This is a genomic window from Variovorax sp. VRV01 (assembly GCF_014852545.1).
Taxonomy (GTDB): Bacteria; Pseudomonadota; Gammaproteobacteria; order Burkholderiales; family Burkholderiaceae_C; genus Variovorax; species Variovorax beijingensis_A.
In genome coordinates this window covers 43,881-67,505 of sequence record NZ_JACVBS010000007.1, presented here as the reverse complement: position 1 = coordinate 67,505, position 23,625 = coordinate 43,881, and the positions used below count along the sequence as shown (strand labels likewise).

Genomic DNA, 23,625 nt, shown 5'->3' with positions numbered 1-23,625 from the left:
TCGGCCCATGCAACGCATCACGCCCGCCACCGCCTGTGACCTGTTCGACATTGCGGCAACGCGTCGCATCGAACAGAAAGCGGCGACCGCCCTGCCCCCTCACACGCTGATGCAGCGCGCGGGCCTGGCCGTAGCGCGGCTCGCGATGGCACTGGCGCCGCATGCGCGGACGATCTGGGTCGCCTGCGGGCCGGGCAACAACGGCGGCGACGGATTCGAAGCTGCTGCGCAGCTGCAGCACCGCGGCTTCCTGCCCATCGCGACCTTCGCGGGCGATGAAGACCGGCTGCCGCCGGATGCCAGGGCGTCGCTGCAACGGGCCCGCGATACCGGGGTGATCTTCGCGCCGGAGCCGCCTGTGAGCTGCGATCTGGCGATCGACGCGCTGCTCGGCATCGGATCGAGCCGGCCTCCCGAAAAGCTCATGGCCGATTGGCTGCGGCGGATGCATGAGATGGCCGCGCCGGTGCTCAGCGTCGATGTGCCCTCCGGGCTGAATGCCGACACCGGCGCTTCAAACGCCGAGCCCCGTGCAGCTGACGCTTCGCGCCGCTTCTGCCTGAGCTTCCTGACCCTCAAGCCCGGCCTGGTCACAGCGCAGGGCCGCGATGCCGCGGGCACGGTCTGGTTCGACGACCTGGGCTGCAGCAGCGCCGGCGAGGCGCCGGTCGCGCGCCTGGCGGGCGCACCGGCGGATACCCCGCGCAGCCACGCCTCGCACAAGGGCAGCTATGGCGATGTCGCGGTGATCGGCGGTGCATCCGGCATGGCGGGCGCCGCGCTGCTGGCCGGCTCCGCCGCGCTGCATGCGGGTGCGGGCCGCGTGTTCGTCGGACTGCTCGACGCGAGCGCGGCCCCGGTCGACCTGGCGCAGCCCGAACTGATGCTGCGAGACGCCAAGTCGCTCGATCTCTCGGGCATGACAGCGGTCTGCGGATGCGGCGGCGGCGCGGACATCCGCGCGGTGCTGCCGCGCGTGCTGGCGACGGCGGCCGCGCTGGTGCTCGACGCCGATGCACTGAATGCCATCGCGGTCGATGGCGCGCTGCAGGCCCAGCTGGCATCGCGCGCCCGGCGCGGCAGGCCGACGGTGATCACCCCGCATCCGCTCGAAGCCGCACGCCTGCTGAACTGCACGGCCGCCGACATCCAGGCCGACAGGCTCGCAGCCGCCCGCCAGCTCGCGTCGCGCTACGGCGTGGTCGCCGTGCTCAAGGGATCGGGAACAGTGATTGCCGAGGGCGGCGGCACGCCGCCGGTGCTCAATCCGACTGGCAACGCGAAGCTGGCAACCGCCGGCACCGGCGACGTGCTCGCGGGAATGATCGGCGCCGCACTGGCGGCGCGGCGGCCACCATTCGAGGCGGCCTGCGAAGCCGTCTGGCACCACGGCCGCATCGCCGACACCTGGCCGGCCGGCGCGCCCCCGCTGACGGCCGGCGCGCTGGCGCGCCAGGCGCCCTGCTGACGAGTTCTAGCCGCGACCGACGAAGGGCATCTTCGTCGCCATGACCGTATGGAACAGCACGTTGGCCTCCAGCGGCAGGTTCGCCATGTAGAGCACCGACTGGCCCACGATCTTCACGTCCATCAGCGGCTCGATCGCGAGTTCGCCGTTGGCCTGCGGCACGCCCTTGGCCATGCGCGCAGCCAGTTCCGTCATGGCGTTGCCCACGTCGATCTGGCCGACCGCGATGTCGTACTTGCGCCCGTCGAGCGAAGCGGTCTTGGTGAGGCCCTCGACCGCGTGCTTGGTCGCGGTGTACGCCGCGGAATTGGGCCGCGGCGCGGTGGCCGAGATGGAGCCGTTGTTGATGATGCGGCCGCCGCGCGGCGTCTGCGCCTTCATCGTGCGGAACGCCTGCTGGATGCAGAAGAACATGCCGCTCAGGTTGATGTCGACCACGCCGCGCCACTGCTCGGGCGTCCAGTCCTCGAACGGACCCGGCGGATTGCCCACGCCGGCGTTATTGAACAGCAGGTCGACGCGGCCGAAGCGCTCCACCGCGGCGGCGAACAGCGCCTGCACCGATTCCGCATTGGCCACGTCGGTGGGCACCGCGAAGGCGCGCGCACCGGCGCCGGACTCTTCGGCGACCTGTTCCAGCGGCTCGAGGCGGCGCCCCGCCAGGGCCACGCTCCAGCCGTCGGCCAGCAATGCCAGCGCCGCGGCGCGGCCTATGCCCGTGCCGGCGCCCGTGACGATTGCGATGCGGCCCTTGTTGTTTTCCACGCTCATGCTCGGTGTCTCCTTCTCGGTTTGTCTATATGGATGGGATGCAATGCGGCGCCGTGCGTCATGCGCGGCGGGGTTTGCGGCCCTTCATCTTGTTGGCGGCCTTCTTGACGGCCGACTTGAAAGCCTGCATCGCCGACTGCGGGCCCGCAGCGGCAACGGCGGCGCTGCGCTCGACGCGCTGCTCTGGAACGGCTTCGGCCTTGTGGCGCGAACTGCGCTTGGCCGATGCCTTGACCGGCACGCCGGCCGGGGCCGCGCCCTTGTCCTTCATGGCGCGCGTGGTGAGGTCTTCGCCCTCGCGCACCAGGCGGAAATCGATCTTGCGCCCGTCCAGGTCGACGCGGCTCACCTGCACCCGCACGCGAGTGCCGATGGCGTAGCGGATGCCGGTGCGCTCGCCGCGCAGTTCCTGGCGCATCTCGTCGAACTTGAAGTATTCGCCGCCGAGTTCGGTGATGTGCACCAGCCCCTCGACGTACATCGCATCGAGCGTCACGAAGATGCCGAAGGTCGTGGCCGCCGTGACCACGCCGCCATACTCCTCGCCCAGATGCTCACGCATGTACTTGCACTTGAGCCAGGCTTCGACGTCGCGGCTGGCTTCGTCGGCGCGGCGCTCGTTGGCGCTGCAATGCAGGCCGGCCGCTTCCCAGGCCAGCACTTCCTTGGTCGGCGCGACCGTGGCTTTCTGCGGCTTGGTGGTCGGCGCCTTGACGCGCGAAGCCAGCCGCTTGGCGAGCTTGGCATGCGCCTCGCCCGGCGTCGGCAGCATCGGCAGCTGGTAGCGCGTCTTGCCGAGAATGGCCTTGATCACGCGGTGCACCAGCAGGTCGGGGTAGCGCCGGATCGGGCTCGTGAAATGCGTGTAGGCCTCGTACGCCAGGCCGAAATGGCCGCTGTTGATGGGCGTATAGATCGCCTGCTGCATCGATCGCAGCAGCATGGTGTGGATCTGCTGCGCGTCGGGGCGCTCCTTGGTGGCTTCGGCAATCGCCTGGAACTCGCCGGGCCGCGGATCGTCGGTGATGCTCAAGCCCACGCCCATGGCCTTCAGGTAGCCGCGCAGGATTTCCTTCTTCTCGGGCGTCGGGCCTTCGTGCACGCGGAACAGGCCCGGGTGCTTGCCCTCGGCGATGAAGTCGGCGCTGCACACGTTGGCCGCGAGCATGGCCTCTTCGATGAGGCGGTGCGCCTCGTTGCGCGTGCGGGGCACGATCTTCTCGATGCGGCCCGCGTCGTCGCAGATGATCTGCGTCTCGGTGGTTTCGAAGTCGACCGCGCCGCGCTTGCCGCGCTGCTTGAGCAGCGCCTTGTACACGTCGGCCAGGTTCAGCAGGTCCTTGACGCGGTCCTTGCGCTTGGCGGCTTCAGGGCCGCGCGTGTTGCCAAGGATGGCCGCGACTTCGGTGTAGGTGAAGCGGGCATGGCTGAACATCACCGCGGGGTAGAACTGGTAGGCATAGATCTCGCCGTCGGCGGCCACGAGCATGTCGCACACCATGCACAGGCGTTCGACCTCGGGGTTCAGCGAGCACAGGCCGTTCGACAGCTTCTCCGGCAGCATCGGGATCACGCGGCGCGGAAAGTAGACACTGGTGGCGCGGTCGTAGGCATCGATGTCGATGGCAGAGCCGGTCTGCACATAGGCGCTGACGTCGGCAATGGCCACCAGCAGGCGCCAGCCCTTGCCGCGGCCGACCTTGGCCGGCTCGCAGTACACGGCGTCGTCGAAGTCGCGCGCGTCCTCGCCGTCGATGGTGACCAGCGGCACGTCGGTCAGGTCGATCCGACCTTTCTTGTCGGCAGGGCGAACCTTCTCAGGCAGCGCCTTGGCTTCGGCCAGGCAGGCCTCGGAAAATTCGTGCGGCACGCCGTACTTGCGCACCGCGATCTCGATCTCCATGCCGGGATCGTCGATCTCCCCCAATACTTCCTTCACGCGCCCGACCGGCTGGCCGAACAGCGCCGGCGGCTCGGTGAGCTGCACCACGACGACCTGCCCCACCTTGGCGGGGCCGGTGGCACCCTTGGGAATCAGGACGTCCTGTCCGTAGCGCTTGTCTTCGGGCGCGACGAGCCACACGCCGCCTTCATGCAGCAGGCGGCCGATGATCGGCTGCTCGGGGCGCTCGACGATTTCGACCACCCGCCCCTCGGGACGTCCGCGCCGATCCTGCCGCACCACGCGCGCCTTGACGCGGTCCTTGTGCAGCACCGCACGCATCTCGTTCGGGGGCAGATAGATGTCGGCTTCGCCGTCGTCGCGCTGCACGAAACCGTGTCCGTCGCGATGCCCTTGAACAGTTCCTTCAAATTCATCCAGCAGACCGCTGGAATGGCCATTATTTTTGATATGATTCTCTCTTTCCTGAAATTCAAAACATAACTGCTTCGGCAGCTATGTGGGCCCAGATGGCGGAATTGGTAGACGCACTAGTTTCAGGTACTAGCGAGTAACATCGTGGAGGTTCGAGTCCTCTTCTGGGCACCACCCCTACCAAGCTGAAACCCCTGTGAATCATCGATTTACAGGGGTTTTTTCTTTTCCCTGGGAACATGATCGAGGGATGTTCTCCCTCACGGATGCCGATCGCGGCCAGGATTGGCCGCACCGACGGTTGTGTGCCGCGTCCGCGCACAGCGTCGTGATCCTGAGGTGGAACATTCTGCGAAGCGCTTGTCGGCGGCACGGATTCGAACAAATGGAACGGGCTTCGTCTCATGAAATGATGCAGCAACCCGCTCGTGGAGAAGCGGCTTTCCGCCATTCTGACGCAGTACATCGACGAATGATCGCGCAGAGTCTCGAGAAGCAGAGCAACCGAATCGATAACACCGTGTTGGCAGTAGAGGTGAACCGCACAACCCCTCCTGTTGAGCGCGGCATTGGCTCGCCGCGGGGGATTGCCGGCGGATCTGCAGGGGTTGCGACAGCTTTGAAGCCGGGATGCACCTTAACACGCGAAACAATGCACCGGGTCGGCAGCCTGCGAGCATGACCATTTTCCAACGCATCAAGCAATGGGCCTCGCGCATCAAGCGCGATGGCGTCACCCTGTGGTTCGCCTATCGCCATCCGGGCACGCCGTGGTTCGCCAAGCTGCTCGCGGCCTTCGTCGTCGCCTATGCGCTGAGCCCGATCGACCTCATCCCCGATTTCATTCCCGTTCTGGGCTACCTCGACGACGCCTTGCTGCTGCCCGGCCTGATCTGGCTGAACATCCGGCTCATTCCGGCCGATGTGCTCAAGGAATGCCGCCAGCGCGCCGACCTGTGGATGAAGGAACAAGGCGCGAAGCCGCGAAGCATTGCCGGCGCCGTGCTCGTCCTGGCGGTCTGGATCGGCCTGGGGGCCGCGCTCTGGGCCTGGTTCGGCACGCAAAAGTAGGCTGGGATCGGCGGCAACAATTCTCGACATTGTGAATTTTACTGTATATTTATACAGTCTTTTCACAAAGGATAACCGCCATGTCGACATCCGAACCCACCACCTCCCCTGCTCGCAACCATGCGCTGGCCGAAGCACTGGCATGGATTTCAAAGTTCGCGCATGCATGGAAGGCCATCGAGCCCGCGCCCCGCTCGCTGAGCATCGATGGATTCATCATCTGGGGCCCCGTGCTCTACGAGAAGCACCGCAACGAGGATCCCGTGGAACTCGCGGCGCGGCTGTACGGCCGGTCGGGCGAGTATTCCAGGTACCTGTATCCGGGCCGTCCGCCCAAGACTGGCGATGCGCTTCCGACTTTCGGCCCCAAGGTGTAGCAAAAGTCACACTTTCACATCAAAAACGATTCAAGAAGTAACTTGAATGTGTACACAAGGTTACGTTTGATTTGAAAATATCCAATTTAGCGGAGACCATTGTGATCACAGCATTTACCTTGTTAGTCGGCATGTTTCTCGGGGCGTTGTTCATGAGCCTCCTGGTCGTTTCTCGCTCGGATGACTGAGAAGAAGAACTGCCGCGCCCTTGCAGCCCTGTCCATGCCCACAGAAAAGCCCGCATCCAGCGGGCTTTTCCTTTTCTTGAACTACGTCAGCAGGTTGGACTTGGGCCTGCGGTTGCTCTCGATCGAATAGATCGCCGGCTTGTCCTGCTCGGTCTTCGTGCCCGCTGCCTCGGCGCTGGGAGCCGGAAGCGGATAGACCTCGCCGGAAAGGCGCTTCACGCGCTCCGCATACATCTTGGCCAGGGCCGCGTGATGCTCCGCCGCAGCCTGGTGCTCGAGTCGCGCCATCTGGGCTTCCTGAAGCAGCGTGGCAGCCCTCTTGAGATGAAGGCTGGATCCGGGTTGAAAGAGCTGGAAGAACATGGGACCTCCTGGAGAACACAAGCCGCCACGTTCAAACCCCAGGCCACACGCGTCTGTAGGCGTACAACTTTTTCGCCTGTCGCTCAGCCCGTGGTTCTCAAGTCGGCGATCGCCGCGCTGCTTTCTCGCTCTCGCCAGGATGGCGACGGTTCAGATCGGCAACGCGATCAGGTCGTGGCCCTCGGCGCCCACGATGCGGGCCCGCGTGAATTCACCCACCTTGAGCGTCTTGCTGATCTTCTCGGGCGGCAGCAGGCGCACGGTGCCGTCGATCTCGGGGGCGTCGGCATAGGTGCGGCCCACGCCGCCCTTGCGGCCCATGCCGGGCGCCGAGTCCACCAGCACCTGCATGGTTGCACCGACGCGCTGTCGCAGCTTGGCGATCGACACCGCTTCGGCCACTTCCATGAAACGGGCGCGGCGGGCTTCACGTTCAGCCGGCGGCAGCATGCCGGGAATGTCGTTGGCGGTGGCTCCTTCGACCGGGCTGTAGGCAAAGCATCCGGCGCGGTCGATCTGCGCTTCGCGGATGAAGTCGAGCAGATGCTCGAACTCCTGTTCGGTTTCGCCAGGGAAGCCCGCGATGAAGGTGCTGCGGATCACCAGTTCGGGAGAGACCTCGCGCCACCGCGCCAGGCGCTCCAGGTTCTTCTCGCCGCTGGCCGGCCGCTTCATGCGCTTGAGCACGTCGGGATGGCTGTGCTGCAGCGGCACGTCGAGGTACGGCAGCACCTGGCCGCTGGCCATCAGCGGAATGATCTCGTCCACGCTCGGATATGGATACACATAGTGCAGCCGGACCCAGGCGCCATAAGGCTCGGCGATCTCGCCCAATGTGCGCACCAGCTCGAGCATGCGCGTCTTGACCGGCTTGCCGTCCCAGAAGCCGGTGCGGTACTTGACGTCCACGCCATAGGCCGAGGTGTCCTGGCTGATCACCAGCAGTTCCTTCACCCCGCCTTCGAACAGGGCCTTGGCCTCGCTGAGCACGTCGCCGACCGGGCGCGACACCAGGTCGCCGCGCATCGAGGGAATGATGCAGAAGGTGCAGCGGTGATTGCAGCCTTCGCTGATCTTCAGATAGGCATAGTGCCGCGGCGTGAGCTTCAAGCCTGCGATGCCGAAGGTGTTGGGAACCAGGTCGACGAAGGGATCGTGCGGCTTGGGCAGGTTGGCGTGGACCGCGTCCATGACTTCCTGCGTGGCGTGCGGACCGGTCACGGCCAGCACGCTGGGATGCATCTGCCGAACCAGGTTGCCGCCCTGGTCGCCGGTCTTGGCGCCCAGGCAACCTGTGACGATCACGCGGCCGTTTTCCGCCAGCGCCTCGCCGATGGTGTCGAGGCTTTCCTTCACGGCATCGTCGATGAAGCCGCAGGTGTTGACGATCACCAGGTCGGCCCCCTCGAAGGTCTTGGCGGTCTGGTAGCCCTCAGCGCTCAGCTGGGTCAGGATCAGTTCGGAATCGGTCAGGGCCTTGGGGCAGCCCAGGCTCACAAAGCCGACCTTGGGGGCGGCCGGCGTGGCCATGCGTTCGGGGGAGGCAACTTCGCTCATATATGCCCCTATTGTCCCAGCTATCGGCCGGGGCCGGGATTTCAGGGGCGTTTGATGCCGAATGCGCCCAGAACCTGCTCGGTATTCTTCTGCATCTGCTCCTGCATCTGCAGGAACACGTTCTTGGACTGCTCGACGTAGTTGCCCATGAGTCCCTGGAGCATGGGCGACTGCATGGTCATGAAGCGCGACCACATCTCGGGCGTGAGGCCCTCCGCCTTTTCGGCGAGCTGGGCCTGCACCTCGGTCATGGCCTGGATGTTCTTTTCGAGATAGGGGCCCATGTAGCCCTGCATCGCCTGTCCGTAGAAGCGGATGATGTTGGCCAGCACCTGTTCGGTGAACATGGGCGCACCGCCCGCTTCTTCCTCAAGGATGATCTGCAGCAGGATGCTGCGTGTAAGGTCGTCGCCGGTCTTGGCATCGCGCACCACGAACTGGGCATTCTGTATGACCAGCTGCTTCACCTCGGTGAGCGTGATGTACGTGGATGTCTCGGTGTCGTAGAGCCTTCGGTTGGGGTACTTCTTGATTACACGTTGCACCGGCTTGACCCCGGACTTCTTGCTCTGCACTGCGGACTCCTTCACATGGATGCCCATGTCATCCGATGATTCTAGGTAGCGGTTTTGCTGCATCGCGACAAGGTTTACCCTGACCGTGCCTGCGCCGCTTCAACCGAGCGTTGTTGCGTACTCGGCGCCGCAGCCGCTGCAGGTGGCGGTCTCGGGGCGTTCCTCGGTGGCCTCCCTGAAACGCAGCGGACTCTTGTGGCCGTAGACCACCCAGCAGCGCGGACAGTGTTCCTGGCCGGCGGTGGGCAAGTAGGCGCGCGAGCGCTGCTCGGCACGCTCCTGAGTGACGGGCGTGCCCTGCCGGATCGCGCGGGCTATTTCGCGTGCCGCCATGGTGTCGGTACGGCCGCCTGCGTGGTCGTTGATGCCATAGACGGCGCGCGCAAATTCGATGGGAGCCTGCCTGAGCAATGCGGCCAGGCGCATGTCGGCATGAGCCCGATCAACCAGCGTTGATCGCGTATTCATCAGATCGCTTGTCAAGAAATTTGGAAAAGGTTTGCAGAGCGGCCAAGGTAGCACAACAACATGGCCATGGTCTTTGTCTGCTTCACCGCAAGGACGATTGAAACACCGGGGAACCCGGTGAAAGCTCTGTTCGACAGACCCGGTGGTTGGCCGGAAGTCGAAACAGAAATTGGTAGGCGCGATTGGACTCGAACCAACGACCCCCACCATGTCAAGGTGGTGCTCTAACCAGCTGAGCTACGCGCCTAAGGATGTGTCCGAGAAGCAGCTATTGTAGCAGGAGAAAACGCGCTTTTTCAGCGCCGACGTGCAGATCGCACACCGGCAACCGCCGTCACCACGCCAAGCACCTGCGTGAGCCGCGCCGCATCGGAGATTTCCACGGTGAACGTCATCCATGCCGTGCCCTTGACCGATTGGGTCTGCACGCCGATCACGTTCATCTTCTCGCGTGCGAACACATCGGAGATGTCGCGCAGCAGGCCCTGGCGGTCGGCTGCCTCGACGGCCACGTCGACTGCATAGACCGGCGCTTCGCCGCTCTTCGCGGCGCCCCATTCGACATCGATCACGCGCTCGCTGTCGCGCGAGGCCATCATCCGGAAGTTGCTGCAGTCGACGCGATGCACGCTGACGCCGTGGCCGCGCGTCACGAAGCCGCGGATGGCATCGGGCGGCGCGGGCTTGCAGCACTTGGCGAGCTGCGTCATCAACGAAGACACGCCCACCACCAGCACGCCGCCCTTGCCGGACTTCTCGCTCGCGCGCGGCTTCTTGATCTGCACGCCGTCGTCGGGGTTCGGCGCGGGCTCGGGCGGACGCAGCAGCACCTCGATGTTGCGCAGCGAGAACTCGTCCTTGCCGACCACTTCGAACAGATGGTCCGCCGACTTGAAGCCCAGCTGCGAAGCCAGGTCCTCGAGGCGCGTGGAGGTCTTGCCTTCGCGCTGCAGCAGCTTCTCGACGGCCTCGCGTCCGCGTGCCACGGTTTCGTGCGTGATCTGCGCGTTGAACCATGCGCGCACCTTGGCGCGTGCGCGGTGGCTCGCAAGATAGCCGAGCTCTGCGTTGAGCCAGTCGCGCGAAGGGCCGCCCTCCTTGGCCGCGATGATCTCGACCGTCTGGCCGTTGGACAGCGGCGTGTTGAGCGGCACCATGGCCCCATCGACGCGCGCTCCGCGGCAGCGATGGCCCAGCGTGGTGTGCACGGTGTAGGCAAAGTCGACCGGCGTCGCGCCCTGCGGCAGTTCGACGATGGCCGCGTCGGGCGTCAGCACGTAGATGCGGTCGTCGAAGAGGCCCTGGCCCTGCGAGCCGCCCGAAAGGTCGCGCTCCCACGCCAGCAGCTGCCGCAGCACCGCGATCTTCGCGTCGTATTCGCCGCTCGCCCACACGCCCGCATAGCCCTTGTGGCCGGCTTCCTTGTAGGCCCAGTGCGCCGCCACGCCGTGCTCGGCATGGTCGTGCATTTCTTCCGTGCGTATCTGGATCTCGATCGGCTTGCCGGGCTTGCCATCGACCATCTCGCGCACCACGGTGTGCAGCGACTGGTAGCCGTTGGGCTTGGGCCGCGCGATGTAGTCGTCGAACTCTTCGTCGATCGGCTGGAAATGCGAATGCACCCAGGCCAGCGCCGCGTAGCAGTCCTTCACGTCGGGCACCACCACGCGCAGCGCGAGGATGTCGAACACCTGCGCGAAGTCGAGCGACTTGCCGCGCATCTTCTTGACGATGCTGTAGATGTTCTTCGGCCGGCCCTGCACCGTGGCGCGCACGCCCTCGGCCTGCAGCTCGCTTTCGAGCTGCGAGCGCAGCTGCTCGACGTGGCCTTCGCGCTCGATCCGCTTCTCGTCGAGCAGGCGCGCGATCAGCTTGTAGGTCTCGGGCTCCAGGAAGCGGAACGAGAGGTCTTCGATTTCCCACTTCACCTGCCAGATGCCGAGGCGGTTGGCGAGCGGCGCGAACACCTGCAGCGACTCGCGCGCCACGCTTTCGGGAGCCGGCTGCTTGCTGGCGGCGGCATGCCGCAGGGTCTGCAGCCGCGATGCGAGGCGCAGCATGACGACGCGCAGGTCGCGCGAGAACGCGAGCAGCATCTTGCGCACGTTCTCGGTCTGCGCGCCCGCCGCGCCTTCGGCCAGGTGATGGCCCTGCGAAGCCGAGCGGGCCTGCTCCTGCACGCGCACCAGCTTGGTGGTCTCAACCGCCAGCGCCGCGAAGTTGTCGCCGAACACCTTGGCAATGACCTCCTGCGGGCGGTTGAGGTGCTGGCAGGCATAGACCAGATAGCTCGCGGCCTGCATGGCCTCGGAGCCGCCCATCTTCGCGACGATGGCCGCGACGGCGTCGGCATGCGCGAGCGTGTTCTCGCCGGTGTCGAGCTTTTCGTCGGCGATCAGCGGCTCGGCGAAAGCGCGCGCACGCGCGAGCATGTTCTCCATCACCGGCGTGCGGTCGGCCGTGGCGGCGGACAAGGGATAGTCCACCACCGCCGTATCTGGGGCATGCGCCGTTTGGAGACTCGAAGACTCGCGCTTCACGTTGGCCTCAATCGAACAGGAAGTTGGTGACGGCGCCCACCTGCCCGGGGTCGACGAAGGTGGGCGCATGGCCCACGCCCTCGAACTCGATCAGCGCCGCGCGGGGTCCGCGCTGCGTCATGGCCAGGGCCGTTTCGCGCGAGAGCAGGTCCGACTCGGCGCCACGCGTCACGAGCGTGCGCGCATCGATGGCGTCATAGAGGCTCCACATCACGGCACCGCCCTGGGCCGCAGCTTCGGGCGTGATGGCGCGCAGCGCAACGGCAATGGCCGGGTCGTAGTGAAGCAGCCAGGGGCCTGCTGCATCGTTCTGGGATTCGCCGGGCTCCACCTTGGCGGCGCCGTCGGCCGTGCGCTGCGATGCGGGCACCACCATGTGCTGCGACAGCGAAAGCCACTGGTCCGGTGTATGGGGGCCGAAGCTGGTCGAGATCGCCCACATGGCGTCGGCCGCCGACTGCAGGCTGTCGTAGCGGCCGCCCTGCCCCACGTAGGCGCCGATGCGCTGGAGCGCCGCGGCCTCGATCGTCGGACCCACGTCGTTCACGATGAAGCGGCGGATCGGCCGGGCCAGCGGCAATTGCTTGTGCCCCGCCAGCACGAAGCCGATCAGCCCGCCCATGCTGGTGCCCAGGTAGTCAAGCATGCCGATCGGTTGTTCGCGGTGCAGCTGTGCAACGAGCGCCAGCATGTCGGCCGCATAGACCGGCACCTGGTAGAGGGCCGGGTCGCGCAGCCAGTCGCTTCGGCCGCGCCCCGCCACGTCGGGGCAGACCACGCGAACGTTGCCGGCGGCGCGCGCCACGAGGGCCTGCGCGAGCACGTCGAAGTCGCGCCCCTGCCGCGTGAGGCCGTGCACGCAGATCACCACGCGCGCGCTGCGCGCGTCGCCCCATTGCCAGTAAGCCATGCGGTGACCGCCCTGGGCGTCATCGCACGCCACGTAATGAAGCGTCGGTTCTGTCATGAAAACGAAGTCGTCCTGGTGCGGATAATGGTCTCGTCGCATCCTAATTCATCCGGAGATTGATCTTCATGCTCAAAGGCAAAACCGCGCTTGTCACGGGGTCCACCAGCGGCATTGGCCTTGCCATTGCCAAGGCGCTTGCACAACAAGGCGCAAACATCGTGCTCAACGGCTTCGGCGACGCCGAAACCGCCAAGGCCCAGATCGAGGCGCTCGGCGTGCGCACCGAATATCACGGCGCCGACATGAGCCAGCCCGCTCAGATCGAGGACATGATGAAGTTCGCCGCATCCAGGTTCGGCCGCGTCGACATCCTCGTGAACAACGCCGGAATCCAGCACGTGGCAAAGGTCGAGGACTTCCCGCCTGAACGCTGGGATGCCATCATCGCCATCAATCTCACGAGCGCGTTCCACACGACCCGGCTCGCCATTCCCGCGATGCGCGAGGCCAACTGGGGCCGCATCATCAACGTGGCGTCGGCCCACGGGCTGGTGGCCTCGGCGCAGAAGTCGGCCTACGTGGCGGCCAAGCACGGCATCGTCGGCTTCACCAAGTCGGTGGCGCTCGAAACCGCGACCACCGGCATCACGAGCAATGCGATCTGCCCGGGCTGGGTGCTGACCCCGCTGGTGCAAAAGCAGATCGACGACCGCGCGGCACGGGAAGGCGTTTCGGCCACGCAGGCGCAGAACGAACTGCTGGGAGAAAAGCAGCCTTCGCTGCAGTTCACCACGGTCGAGCAGCTCGGCGGCCTTGCGGTGTTCCTGTGCTCGCCGGCCGCCGACCAGGTGCGCGGCGTGGCCTGGCAAATGGACGGCGGCTGGACCGCTCAATAGAAGCTACTGAAGCTACTTGAGCTGCACCGATCCCGAGACGCTCACGACCACGCTCGCCTTGCCGGCCTCCACCGGCACCGGCGCATCGGCCGAAAAGGACTTGGCGGCCGCCGCCATGACGCGCGGCCGGATCGGGCCGCTGTCATTCGCGTTCACCGAGACTTCGCGCAGCGTGTAGCCACCGAAGCCGAAGCCCTTGGCCAGTTCGGTGGCCTTCTGCTTGAAGTTCTCGATGGCGATGGTCTGGGCCTCGGTCTCGCTTTTGGCGCGCTGCTCGCGGCTCAGCGCGAAGCCCACATTGCCGACGTTCAGCGTGGTGATCCGTCCTGCGGTCTGCGTGATGCGCGCGAAGTCGCGGCCCTCGAGCACCATTTCGGCGGAGCCCTGCCAGCCGTTGATCTTGCCTTCTCGGGTGTAGCGCGGCGACAGGCTGAAATTGCCGGTGCGCACGTCGAGCTGGCCGGGCTGGGCGTTCTTCTTTGCCTCGGCCAGGGCCGCGTCCACCGCGGCCTTGAGCTGCGACTGGACCGTGGCGGCATCGGCTGCGTCGCGCGTGGTAGTGAGCGTCATGCTGAGCATGTCCTGCTGCACTTCCACCGTGCCCGAGGCCGTGAGTTGCAGCACATTCTGCGGCGGCGGGACCATGTTCTGGGCCATGGCGGTGCCGGCGGCGCCTGCCGCAGCCAGTGCGGCAAAGGCCGCGATCAAACTGATTTTTTTCAAGACGAGCTAACTCCCCTGGGGTTGGTATTCGAGAACGTGAGAGCACGCCGCCCTCGCCGCTTCAGCGGCGCTGGCTGCGCGGCAAGGTCAGGGCGCGCGCGGCCGACATCGGCTCCGGCACCATTCGCTCGGCCGGCTGCGATTCTGCCGAATTCAGCACCTGGGGTGTGCCGGGCGGCGTCCATTGCCTTCGCACCTGCTGGCGCAGTTCGAAGAGTTCGGCCGCCGTGAGGCGCCTGCCGGCCACGGCCTCCTCCCGCCGGATTTCGTCGCGCTGCGCGGCACGGTGGGCCGCTACCGCCTCACGGACCTCGTTGCGCCGCGAATCGCCGACCCTGAGAAACTCGCCAGCGTTTGCCAAGGCAGGGCCGCAGCTGCAGGCAACAAGGATCGGCAGGACGGGAAGAAGGGTTCTCATTGAACAAAAGTCATAGCACTGGGCGGACTTTGCCACCGCCGGGCGAACGTCGGATGACTAGACAGCGAGCGACCGCAAGTTTTGTAACTTAGTGTCAAACCATAAGTAAAACCGGCTCAACGGGGGCTCAACGCCTTCAGAATCGGCGCTGTTACAAATTCAACGTTGTAGAAATGACTCAAGTTCCCGCCCGCACTGACAAGATCGTGATCGTCGACGACGACGCCCGCATCCGCGACCTGCTTCGCCGCTACCTGACCCAGGAAGGTTTCGAAGTGATCGTGGCCGAGGACGGCAAGGCGCTCAATCGCATCCTGTTGCGCGACACGGTCGACCTGATCGTGCTCGACCTGATGATGCCCGGCGAAGACGGCCTGTCGGTCTGCCGCCGCCTGCGTGCCGCCAACGACCGCACGCCGATCATCATGCTCACCGCCAAGGGCGAGGACGTCGACCGCATCGTCGGCCTGGAGGTCGGCGCGGACGACTACCTCGGCAAGCCGTTCAACCCCCGCGAACTGCTGGCGCGCGTGCACGCGGTGCTGCGCCGCCGTCCGCCGCTCGAGGCGCCCGGCGCCCCTTCCACCGAGAACGAGACCGTCACCTTCGGCCCCTTTGCCTTCGACCTGGGTTCGCGCACGCTGAAGAAGGACGGCGAGGAACTCTCCCTGACCACCGGCGAATTCGCGATGCTCAAGGCGCTGGTGCGCCATCCGCGCCAGCCGCTGTCGCGCGAGAAGCTGGCCCAGCTGGCCCGCGGCCGCGAGTTCGAGCCCTTCGACCGCAGCCTCGACGTGCAGATCTCGCGCCTGCGCAAGCTGGTCGAGGCCGATGCCGCAGCGCCCCGCTACATCCAGACCGTGTGGGGCGTGGGCTACGTGTTCGTGCCGGACGGCACGGCCTGAACGACACCCTGAGGTGGCCATCGGCCTGCAATCCGCCAGACCCAGCCCAGCCCAGGAGGACGGCGCGCAGGTCACCATGCCAAGCCCCCTGGAGGGCAGCGGCCAGCGTGACCGGCGACCGGGCCTGAAGCTCGGCTTCAGCCTTTTCTGGCGCACATTCTTCCTGCTCGCGCTGCTGCTGATCGGCTGTACGGTCGCCTGGCTGCAGACCTTCCGCTCGCTCGAATACGAGCCGCGCGCCATCCAGACCGCACACCAGATCGCCTCGCTCGTGAACCTCACGCGCGCGGCGCTGGTGTATTCGGATGCGATCACGCGGGTCTCGCTGATCAAGACGCTGGCCGACCAGGAGGGCGTGCGCATCCTGCCGCGCGAGCCCAACGACCGCTTCCAGCCCTACACCAGCGGCGCGCTCGACCAGCGCGTGACCGAGGAGCTGATCGACCAGCTCGGCGAAGGCACCACGGTGGCCAGCCGCGTCAACGACGAGCCGGGCCTGTGGATCGGCTTCACCATCGAGAGCGACACCTACTGGCTGCTGCTCGACCCGACCCGCTTCAGCCGCGTGGGCGGGCGCACCTGGCTGGTCTGGCTCAGCACCGCCATGGCGCTGTCACTGGCCGGCGCGGCGCTGATCACGCGGCTCATCAACCTGCCGCTCAAGCAGCTCTCGCGCGCCACCATGCAGGTGCGCGAAGGCGAGTATGAGGCGCACCGGCTCGACGAGAGCGCCCGCACCAACGAGATCCGCGCGGTCAACATCGGCTTCAACCGCATGGCCGACCAGCTCGCCAAGATCGAGCAGGACCGTGCCATCATGCTGGCCGGCATCTCGCACGACCTGCGCACACCGCTCGCGCGGCTGCGGCTCGAAACCGAGATGAGCGTGTCCGACGAGGACGCGCGCGACCACATGGCGGCCGACATCGCCCAGCTCGACGCCATCATCGACAAGTTCCTCGACTACGCGCGCCCCGACCATGTCGACCCCAAGCCCGTGCTGCTGCGCGATGTGGTCGATGCCTGCACCTACGCCGTGCAGGACTACGAAGAGATGAACATCCGCGTCGACGTGCCGCCTGACCTGCGCGTGCTGGGCGACGAGGTCGAGCTCACGCGCGTGATCTCCAACCTGGTGGAGAACGCCCGGCGCTACGGCAAGACGCCCTCCACCGGCATTGCCGACGTGGTGATCCAGGCCCAGTCGAACAACGACGCGGTGCTGATCAAGGTGCGCGACCACGGTGCGGGCGTCGAGCCGGCCCTGCTCTCGCAGCTGACCAAGCCCTTCTTCCGCGGCGACGTGGCGCGCACCTCGGCGGCCGGCGCCGGGCTCGGCCTGTCGATCGTCGCAAAGAACATCGAGCGCATGGGCGGCACCTTTGCGCTCACCAGCACGCCGGGGCGCGGCCTGGCGGCGCACATCCGCATGCCGCGCGCCATGCCCGAGCCGAGGCCGGCGGAAGCCCCCGGCCGGCGGGCCTGAATCAGCCCTGGCGGTGCAGCAGCGCCACCGCGCGGGCTTCCATCGCGCGGCCTTCGCCGACCGGGCCGAGCTTCTCGGCCGTCTTGGCCTTCACGTTGACCTGCTCGGGCGCGAGGCCCAGTGTCTGGGCGATGCGCTGGCACATGGCCGGAATGTGCGGCGCCAGCTTGGGCGCCTGCGCGATCACCGTGCTGTCGACATTGCCGATCTCCCAGCCCGCGGCGCGCACGCGGCGTGCCGCTTCCCCGAGCAGCACGGCCGAGTCGGCACCGCGGAATTGCGCGTCAGTGTCGGGGAAATGCCGGCCGATGTCGCCCAGGCCCGCCGCGCCGAGCAGGGCATCGGTAATGGCATGCAGCAGCACGTCGGCATCCGAATGCCCCAGCAGGCCGGTGGTGTGCGGAACCTCCACGCCGCCGAGGATGAGCTTGCGACCCGCCACCAGCTGGTGAACGTCCCAGCCCTCGCCCACGCGGATGTTGAACGCAGCCCTCATGCGATGGCCTTCCTGCGGCCGAGCAGCACCGCCTCGGCCAGTGCGAAGTCCTCGGGAAAGGTGACCTTGAAGTTCTGCGCGCTGCCCGGCACCAGCAAGGGCGAAAGGCCGATGGCCTCGATGGCCCCGGCCTCGTCGGTCACCGCGTCGCCCGCCCGCTCCAGCGCATCGAGCAGCATGCCGACGCGGAACATCTGCGGCGTCTGGGCCAGCCACTTGTCGGCCCGCGAAAGCGTCTGCGAGACGCGGCTGTCGGCCGAGGACGCCTTCAGCGTGTCGGCCAGCCGCTGGGCCAGCAGCCCGCCGACGGCGTCGTGCTCGCAGGCCGCGATCAGCGCCTCGATCTGGCTCGAGGTGACCAGGCAGCGCGCCGCGTCGTGCACCAGCACCCAGTCATGCGCCCCGGCGCCCTTCTGCCGCAGCGCCGCGAGGCCGTTGCGCACCGTGGCGGCGCGCGTGACGCCGCCCACGCGCAGCAAGAATTCGTTGTCGGCCGGAAAGCGCGGCAGTGCGGTCTGCACCTCGCGGTCGTCCGGCGACACCACCACCGCCAGCCCGGCGAAGCGGCCCGCCAGCGAGCGGAACGCGGCCACCGTGTGGGCCACCATGGACGATCCCGCCAGCCGCTGGTATTGCTTGGGCTGGGCGCCACCCGCACGGTGGCCGAAACCGGCACAAGGAATCAGCACGAAAAGTCGGGAGGAAGACATCGGGTACGGCACGGGCCAAGGGCCGGCAAGCGGATAAGGGGCCGCCATTCTAGAATCGACCATCTCACACCCCTCGCCAGCGGCGCGGGGTGTTCTGCATTTTCAAAGCGTTCCATGGACCTCCCCCACCTCACGGCGGGCAAGCGATTCACGCTGCCGCGTCCTCCTTTGTCGGCCGATGCGCTGCTGCTGGCGCAGCTGGGCATGCGCGAGAAGGCCGCGGGCCGCGCCACCGCGATGTTCACGGCCGACGCCAACGACGCGCAGCGCCTGATCGACGAGATCGCCTTCTTCGCGCCCGAATTGCGCTGCGCCCTGTTCCCCGACTGGGAAACGCTGCCCTACGACAGCTTCTCGCCGCACCAGGACCTGATCAGCGAGCGGCTCGCCACGCTCTGGCGCATCAGCCAGAAAGAGGCCGACGTGGTGCTGGTGCCCGCCACCACCGCGCTCTACCGGCTCGCGCCGCCGGCCTTCCTGGCCGGCTACACCTTCCACTTCAAGGCCAAGCAGAAGCTCGAGGAGTCCAAGCTCAAGGCCCAGCTCACGCTGGCGGGCTACAGCCATGTGACGCAGGTGGTGAGCCCGGGCGAGTACGCGGTGCGCGGCGGCCTGATCGACCTCTTTCCGATGGGCTCGCCCGTGCCCTTCCGCGTCGACCTGTTCGATGACGAGATCGATTCGATCCGCACCTTCGACCCCGACACCCAGCGCAGCCTCTACCCGGTGCCCGAGGTACGGCTGCTGCCGGGCCGCGAATTCCCGATGGACGACGACGCCCGCGCGCGCTTTCGCAGCCGCTGGCGCGAACTGCTCGAGGGCGATCCGACCAAGAGCCGCATCTACAAGGACATGGGCAACGGCGTGGCCACCGCCGGCATCGAGTACTACCTGCCGCTGTTCTTCGACGAGACGGCCACGGTGTTCGACTACCTGGGCGCCGATGCCACCGTGGTGCTGCACGGCGATCTCGAGCCCGCATTCCAGCATTTCTGGCAGGACGCCAGCGAACGCTACCGCCTGGTGCGCGGCGACCCCGAACGTCCGGCGCTGCCGCCCGAGGCGCTGTTCCTGAGCGCCGAGCAGTTCTACCAGCGCGCCAAGCCGCATGCGCAGCTCGCCATCCGCGGAAACGCCGGCAGCGGCGAGGCCGCCGAGACGCCCTACGCCGAGTTCGACACGCTGCCGCCCTTTGCCGTGGTGCGCGGCGCCGAGGACCCGCTGGTCGGCCTGAAGGCTCACATCGCGGAGACGCCGCACCGCGTGCTGCTGATCGCCGAAAGCGAAGGCCGGCGCGAAAGCCTGCTCGACTTCCTGCGCGCCAGCGGCGTGAGCCCGCCGGCCTTCGATTCGCTGGCCGAGTTCGAAGCCTCCGCCGACGAGAAGACCGGCATCGCCACCGCCGCGCTGGCCTCGGGCTTTGCGTGGCGCGAACAGGGCATCGACTTCGTCACCGAGACCGAGCTCTTCGCCACTGCGCCCACCACGCGCCGGCGCAACAAGAAGCAGGAACAGGTCAGCGACGTCGAGGCGCTGATCAAGGACCTTTCGGAACTCAACGTCGGCGACCCGGTGGTCCACACCGCGCACGGCATCGGCCGCTACCGCGGCCTGATCCACATGGACCTGGGCCAGGGCACCGATGCCGAGGGCAAGCCGCTGCTACAGGAAATGCTGCACCTGGAGTACGCCGACAAGGCCACCCTCTATGTGCCCGTCTCCCAGCTGCACCAGATCAGCCGTTACACCGGCGTCAGCGCCGACGAGGCGCCGCTGCACAAGCTGGGCTCGGGCCAGTGGGAAAAGGCCAAGCGCAAGGCCGCCGAGCAGGTGCGCGACTCGGCCGCCGAACTGCTCAACATCTATGCCCGCCGCGCCGCGCGCCAGGGCCATGCCTTCCGCTACTCCGCCGCCGACTACGAGGTGTTCGCCAACGACTTCGGCTTCCAGGAAACGGCGGACCAGAAGGCCGCGATCCACGCCGTGGTGCAGGACATGATCTCGCCGCAGCCGATGGACCGCCTGGTCTGCGGCGACGTGGGCTTCGGCAAGACCGAGGTGGCGCTGCGCGCAGCGTTCATCGCAATCACCGGCGGCAAGCAGGTGGCCTTCCTTGCGCCCACCACGCTCCTGGCCGAGCAGCACTACCAGACGCTGGTCGACCGCTTCGCCAAGTGGCCGGTCAAGGTGGCCGAGATGAGCCGCTTCCGCTCGGCCAAGGAGATCACCACGGCGGCCAAGGGCCTGGCCGAGGGCACGGTCGACATCGTGGTCGGCACGCACAAGCTGCTCTCGCAGTCGGTCAAGTTCAAGAACCTGGGCCTGCTCATCATCGACGAGGAGCACCGCTTCGGCGTGCGCCACAAGGAAGCCATGAAAGCGATGCGCGCCGAGGTCGACGTGCTCACGCTCACGGCCACGCCGATTCCGCGCACCCTGGGCATGGCGCTCGAAGGCCTGCGCGACCTGAGCGTGATCGCGACCGCGCCGCAGCGCCGCCTCGCCATCAAGACCTTCGTGCGCAACGAAGGCACGGGCGTGATCCGCGAAGCCGTGCTGCGCGAACTGAAGCGCGGCGGGCAGGTGTACTTCCTGCACAACGAGGTCGAGACCATCGAGAACCGCCGCCAGAAGCTCGAAGAAATCTTGCCCGAGGCCCGCATCGCCGTGGCCCACGGCCAGATGCCCGAGCGCGAGCTGGAGCGCGTGATGCGCGACTTCGTGGCGCAGCGCTACAACCTCCTGCTGTGCTCGACCATCATCGAGACCGGCATCGACGTGCCGACCGCCAACACCATCGTGATGAGCCGCGCCGACAAGTTCGGCCTCGCGCAGCTGCACCAGCTGCGCGGGCGCGTCGGGCGCTCGCACCACCAGGCCTATGCCTACCTGATGGTGCCGGACACCGAGGGCCTGACCAAGCAGGCGGCGCAGCGGCTCGACGCCATCCAGCAGATGGAAGAGCTGGGCTCGGGCTTCTATCTTGCGATGCACGACCTGGAGATCCGCGGCACGGGCGAAGTGCTGGGCGAGAACCAGAGCGGCAACATGATGGAGATCGGCTTCCAGCTCTACAACGAGATGCTGGGCGAGGCCGTGCGCGCGCTCAAGGCCGGGCAGGAGCCCGACCTGCTGGCGCCGCTGTCGGTCACGACCGAGATCAACCTGCACGCCCCCGCCCTGCTGCCCGACGACTACTGCGGCGACGTGCACCTGCGCCTGTCGTTCTACAAGAAGCTGGCCACCGCAAAGACGCCCGAGCAGATCGACACGCTGCTGGAAGAAATCGTCGACCGCTTCGGCAAGCTGCCGCCGCAGGCGCAGACGCTGATCGACACGCACCGGCTGCGCGTGCTGGCGCGGCCCTATGGCGTGATCAAGGTGGATGCCGCGCCCGGCATCATCCACATCACGTTCAAGAAGGACCCGCCGGTCGACTCGATGGCCATCATCCACCTGATCCAGAAGAACAAGCACATCAAGCTCGCGGGCAACGAGAAGCTGCGCATCGAGCGCGAGCTGAAAGAGCCCAAGGAGCGCGCGCAAATGGTGCGCGACGTGCTGCGCAGCCTCGGACAACCCCTCGTCAAGGAAACCGCCCCCGCATGAGCGCTACAGAAATTTCTCCCGGCCTCGCCATCCAGCGCCTGAAGCCGCCGCTGAAGCTGGCCGACTTCAAGCTGATCGCGTTCGACATGGACTCGACGCTGATCAACATCGAATGCATCGACGAGATCGCCGATGCCGTCGGCAAGAAGGCCGAAGTGGCCGCGATCACCGAAGCCACGATGCGCGGCGAGATCAAGGACTTCAAGGAGAGCCTGCGGCGGCGCGTGGCGCTGCTCAAGGGCGTGCCGGTCGAGGCGCTGCAGCAGGTCTACGACGAGCGGCTGAAGCTCAATCCGGGCGCGGCGGAACTGGTCGCGGCCTGCAAGGCGGCCGGCCTCAAGGTGCTGCTGGTGTCGGGCGGCTTCACCTTCTTCGCAAACCGCGTGAAGGACCGCCTGGGCATCGACTTTGCGCGTTCCAACCTGCTCGACGAAGCCGGCGGCAAGCTCACCGGCCAGGTGGTGCAGCAAAGCTGGGGCGACATCTGCGACGGCGCCGAGAAGCGCCGCACGCTGCTCGAGGTCGCGTCCCTGCTGGGCATTTCGCCGCAGGAAGCCATTGCCGTGGGCGACGGCGCGAACGACCTGCCGATGATGGGCGAAGCCGGCCTTTCGGTGGCCTATCACGCCAAGCCAAAGGTGCGCGAGCAGGCCATGGTGGCGATCAACGAAGGCGGGCTCGACCGCCTGCTGGAGATCCTGAAATGACTGACGGCAACATCCCGCTCTACCGCGCCGAGGCGCTCAAGGATTACGCCAGCGCCCTGCTGCAGAAGGCCGGCCTCGCCGCGCCGATGGCCGACAGCGTCGCCCGCACGCTGGTCGAAGGCGACCTGCTGGGCCACGACACGCACGGGCTCGCGCTGCTGGCCGGCTATGTGAAAGAGATTGAGTCGGGCGGCATGACGCCGGACGGCGCGCCCGAGGTGCTGTCGGACCGCCCCGCCGCCGTACTCTGGGACGGCAAGCGCCTGCCCGGCCCCTGGCTCATGGACCAGGGCATGGACCTGCTGATTCCGCGCGCCCGCGAACTCGGCACCGCCTCGCTCGTGATCCGCCGCAGCCACCACATCGCCTGCCTCGCCGTCTACATGCTGCGCGCGCTGCAGGAAGACATGCTGATGCTGCTCGCCTGCTCCGACCCCAACACCGCCAGCGTCGCGCCTTTCGGCGGCACGCAGGCGGTGTTCACGCCGAATCCGCTGGCCATGGGCTTTCCGCTCTCGCAAGGCGGCGTGATGGTCGATATCTCGGCCTCCATCACCACCAACGGCATGAGCAACCGCAAGCGTGCGGCCGGCGAGACGTTCGAGGAGGAATGGCTGATCGACGCCGCCGGCAAACCGTCGAACAACCCGCAGGTGCTGTTCGACCAGCCGCCCGGCACGCTGCTGCCCGTGGGGGGCTTGAGCCATGGCCACAAGGGCTATGGCATGGCGCTGCTGGTCGAGACGCTGACGGCCGGCCTCGCGGGCCATGGCCGGGCCGACCCGCCCGAGGGCTGGGGCGCGACGGTGCACGTCACGCTGCACGATCTGCACGCGTTCGGCGGCAAGGCCGCTTTCCTGCGCCAGATGGACCATGTGGCCGCGCAGTGCCGCAACAACACGCCCATCGATTCGGCCAAGCCCGTGCGGCTGCCGGGCGAAGGCGGCCTGAAGCGCCGCGATGCGCAATCGAAGAACGGGGTGCGCCTGCACCCGTCGATTGCGCGTTCGCTGCAGGATGCGGAGCAGCGCCACGGGCTGCGGCTCTCGCAGGCGCTGCTCTGAGGGCGG

General features: G+C 67.0%; 21 protein-coding genes and 2 tRNA genes. 10 read left to right on the top strand and 13 right to left on the bottom strand.

What is annotated here, in order from left to right; translation table 11 throughout:
- The first annotated feature begins 7 nt into the window (after positions 1-7).
- The gene (locus IB278_RS14105) at positions 8-1,468 is read left to right on the top strand and encodes an NAD(P)H-hydrate dehydratase (RefSeq protein WP_192323710.1); all 1,461 of its coding nucleotides are present in this window, start codon (positions 8-10) and stop codon (positions 1,466-1,468) included.
- Positions 1,469-1,474: 6 nt separating this feature from the next.
- On the opposite strand, the gene IB278_RS14100 is transcribed toward IB278_RS14105, so the two are convergent.
- Positions 1,475-2,239, bottom strand: a complete 765-nt coding sequence (locus IB278_RS14100; protein WP_145746576.1) for an SDR family oxidoreductase — start codon at positions 2,237-2,239, stop codon at positions 1,475-1,477.
- A gap of 58 nt (positions 2,240-2,297) precedes the next feature.
- Positions 2,298-4,565, bottom strand: coding sequence for a ribonuclease R (rnr, locus tag IB278_RS14095; protein ID WP_225612913.1), 2,268 nt, complete (start codon positions 4,563-4,565; stop codon positions 2,298-2,300).
- Positions 4,566-4,645: 80 nt separating this feature from the next.
- Here rnr and IB278_RS14090 point away from each other — a divergent pair.
- The 3 genes from IB278_RS14090 (at position 4,646) to IB278_RS14080 (ending at position 6,004) form a co-directional block, all read left to right on the top strand.
- A tRNA-Leu gene (locus IB278_RS14090) sits at positions 4,646-4,730 on the top strand.
- A gap of 504 nt (positions 4,731-5,234) precedes the next feature.
- Positions 5,235-5,627, top strand: a complete 393-nt coding sequence (locus IB278_RS14085) for a YkvA family protein (RefSeq protein ID WP_145746574.1) — start codon at positions 5,235-5,237, stop codon at positions 5,625-5,627.
- An 80-nt stretch (positions 5,628-5,707) separates the two neighbouring features.
- Complete coding sequence (locus IB278_RS14080) at positions 5,708-6,004, top strand: hypothetical protein (protein ID WP_145746573.1); 297 nt, start codon at positions 5,708-5,710, stop codon at positions 6,002-6,004.
- Between the two features lie 269 nt (positions 6,005-6,273).
- On the opposite strand, the gene IB278_RS14075 is transcribed toward IB278_RS14080, so the two are convergent.
- The 7 genes from IB278_RS14075 to IB278_RS14045 all read right to left on the bottom strand — a co-directional run bounded on the left by IB278_RS14075 (position 6,274) and on the right by IB278_RS14045 (position 12,662).
- Positions 6,274-6,555, bottom strand: coding sequence for a hypothetical protein (locus IB278_RS14075; RefSeq protein WP_145746572.1), 282 nt, complete (start codon positions 6,553-6,555; stop codon positions 6,274-6,276).
- Positions 6,556-6,705: 150 nt separating this feature from the next.
- Positions 6,706-8,112, bottom strand: coding sequence for a 30S ribosomal protein S12 methylthiotransferase RimO (gene rimO, locus IB278_RS14070; RefSeq protein ID WP_192323708.1), 1,407 nt, complete (start codon positions 8,110-8,112; stop codon positions 6,706-6,708).
- 41 nt (positions 8,113-8,153) lie between these two features.
- Positions 8,154-8,714, bottom strand: a complete 561-nt coding sequence (gene phaR, locus IB278_RS14065; RefSeq protein ID WP_041946121.1) for a polyhydroxyalkanoate synthesis repressor PhaR — start codon at positions 8,712-8,714, stop codon at positions 8,154-8,156.
- Between the two features lie 72 nt (positions 8,715-8,786).
- Positions 8,787-9,155: a hypothetical protein gene (locus IB278_RS14060; RefSeq protein WP_225612902.1), complete on the bottom strand. Its 369-nt coding sequence runs from the start codon at positions 9,153-9,155 to the stop codon at positions 8,787-8,789.
- 170 nt (positions 9,156-9,325) lie between these two features.
- Positions 9,326-9,402 (bottom strand) — tRNA-Val (locus IB278_RS14055).
- A gap of 49 nt (positions 9,403-9,451) precedes the next feature.
- A complete protein-coding gene (locus IB278_RS14050; RefSeq protein ID WP_225612912.1) occupies positions 9,452-11,596 on the bottom strand; it encodes a RelA/SpoT family protein in 2,145 nt (714 codons plus the stop codon).
- Positions 11,597-11,702: 106 nt separating this feature from the next.
- Positions 11,703-12,662 (bottom strand): alpha/beta fold hydrolase, encoded by a 960-nt coding sequence (locus tag IB278_RS14045; protein WP_225612901.1) that lies wholly within the window; start codon positions 12,660-12,662, stop codon positions 11,703-11,705.
- A gap of 68 nt (positions 12,663-12,730) precedes the next feature.
- On the opposite strand from IB278_RS14045, the gene IB278_RS14040 reads away from it, so the two are divergent.
- Positions 12,731-13,501, top strand: a complete 771-nt coding sequence (locus IB278_RS14040; protein WP_192323704.1) for a 3-hydroxybutyrate dehydrogenase — start codon at positions 12,731-12,733, stop codon at positions 13,499-13,501.
- A 12-nt stretch (positions 13,502-13,513) separates the two neighbouring features.
- Here the strand turns inward: IB278_RS14040 and IB278_RS14035 are convergent, their stop codons facing one another.
- Both IB278_RS14035 and IB278_RS14030 read right to left on the bottom strand, forming a co-directional pair.
- Positions 13,514-14,224, bottom strand: coding sequence for an SIMPL domain-containing protein (locus IB278_RS14035; protein ID WP_192323702.1), 711 nt, complete (start codon positions 14,222-14,224; stop codon positions 13,514-13,516).
- A gap of 61 nt (positions 14,225-14,285) precedes the next feature.
- Positions 14,286-14,585, bottom strand: coding sequence for a hypothetical protein (locus tag IB278_RS14030; protein ID WP_225612900.1), 300 nt, complete (start codon positions 14,583-14,585; stop codon positions 14,286-14,288).
- Between the two features lie 230 nt (positions 14,586-14,815).
- Between IB278_RS14030 and ompR the strand changes: the two genes are divergently transcribed.
- A complete protein-coding gene (gene ompR, locus IB278_RS14025; protein WP_012747691.1) occupies positions 14,816-15,547 on the top strand; it encodes a two-component system response regulator OmpR in 732 nt (243 codons plus the stop codon).
- A gap of 76 nt (positions 15,548-15,623) precedes the next feature.
- Positions 15,624-17,033: a sensor histidine kinase gene (locus IB278_RS14020; RefSeq protein WP_145746566.1), complete on the top strand. Its 1,410-nt coding sequence runs from the start codon at positions 15,624-15,626 to the stop codon at positions 17,031-17,033.
- A gap of 1 nt (position 17,034) precedes the next feature.
- On the opposite strand, the gene ispF is transcribed toward IB278_RS14020, so the two are convergent.
- The gene (ispF, locus tag IB278_RS14015; RefSeq protein ID WP_192323700.1) at positions 17,035-17,529 is read right to left on the bottom strand and encodes a 2-C-methyl-D-erythritol 2,4-cyclodiphosphate synthase; all 495 of its coding nucleotides are present in this window, start codon (positions 17,527-17,529) and stop codon (positions 17,035-17,037) included.
- Positions 17,526-18,239: a 2-C-methyl-D-erythritol 4-phosphate cytidylyltransferase gene (gene ispD / locus IB278_RS14010; protein ID WP_145746564.1), complete on the bottom strand. Its 714-nt coding sequence runs from the start codon at positions 18,237-18,239 to the stop codon at positions 17,526-17,528. The genes ispF and ispD overlap by 4 nt, the downstream gene beginning before the upstream one ends.
- A 114-nt stretch (positions 18,240-18,353) precedes the next feature.
- On the opposite strand from ispD, the gene mfd reads away from it, so the two are divergent.
- Genes mfd through IB278_RS13995 form a run of 3 tightly spaced genes read left to right on the top strand, consistent with a single transcriptional unit; the run spans position 18,354 to position 23,619 of the window.
- Complete coding sequence (gene mfd / locus IB278_RS14005) at positions 18,354-21,848, top strand: transcription-repair coupling factor (protein ID WP_192323698.1); 3,495 nt, start codon at positions 18,354-18,356, stop codon at positions 21,846-21,848.
- The gene (gene serB / locus IB278_RS14000) at positions 21,845-22,555 is read left to right on the top strand and encodes a phosphoserine phosphatase SerB (RefSeq protein WP_145746562.1); all 711 of its coding nucleotides are present in this window, start codon (positions 21,845-21,847) and stop codon (positions 22,553-22,555) included. Before mfd ends, serB begins: the two co-directional genes overlap by 4 nt.
- Positions 22,552-23,619, top strand: a complete 1,068-nt coding sequence (locus IB278_RS13995; RefSeq protein WP_192323697.1) for an Ldh family oxidoreductase — start codon at positions 22,552-22,554, stop codon at positions 23,617-23,619. Before serB ends, IB278_RS13995 begins: the two co-directional genes overlap by 4 nt.
- Positions 23,620-23,625: the final 6 nt, after the last annotated feature.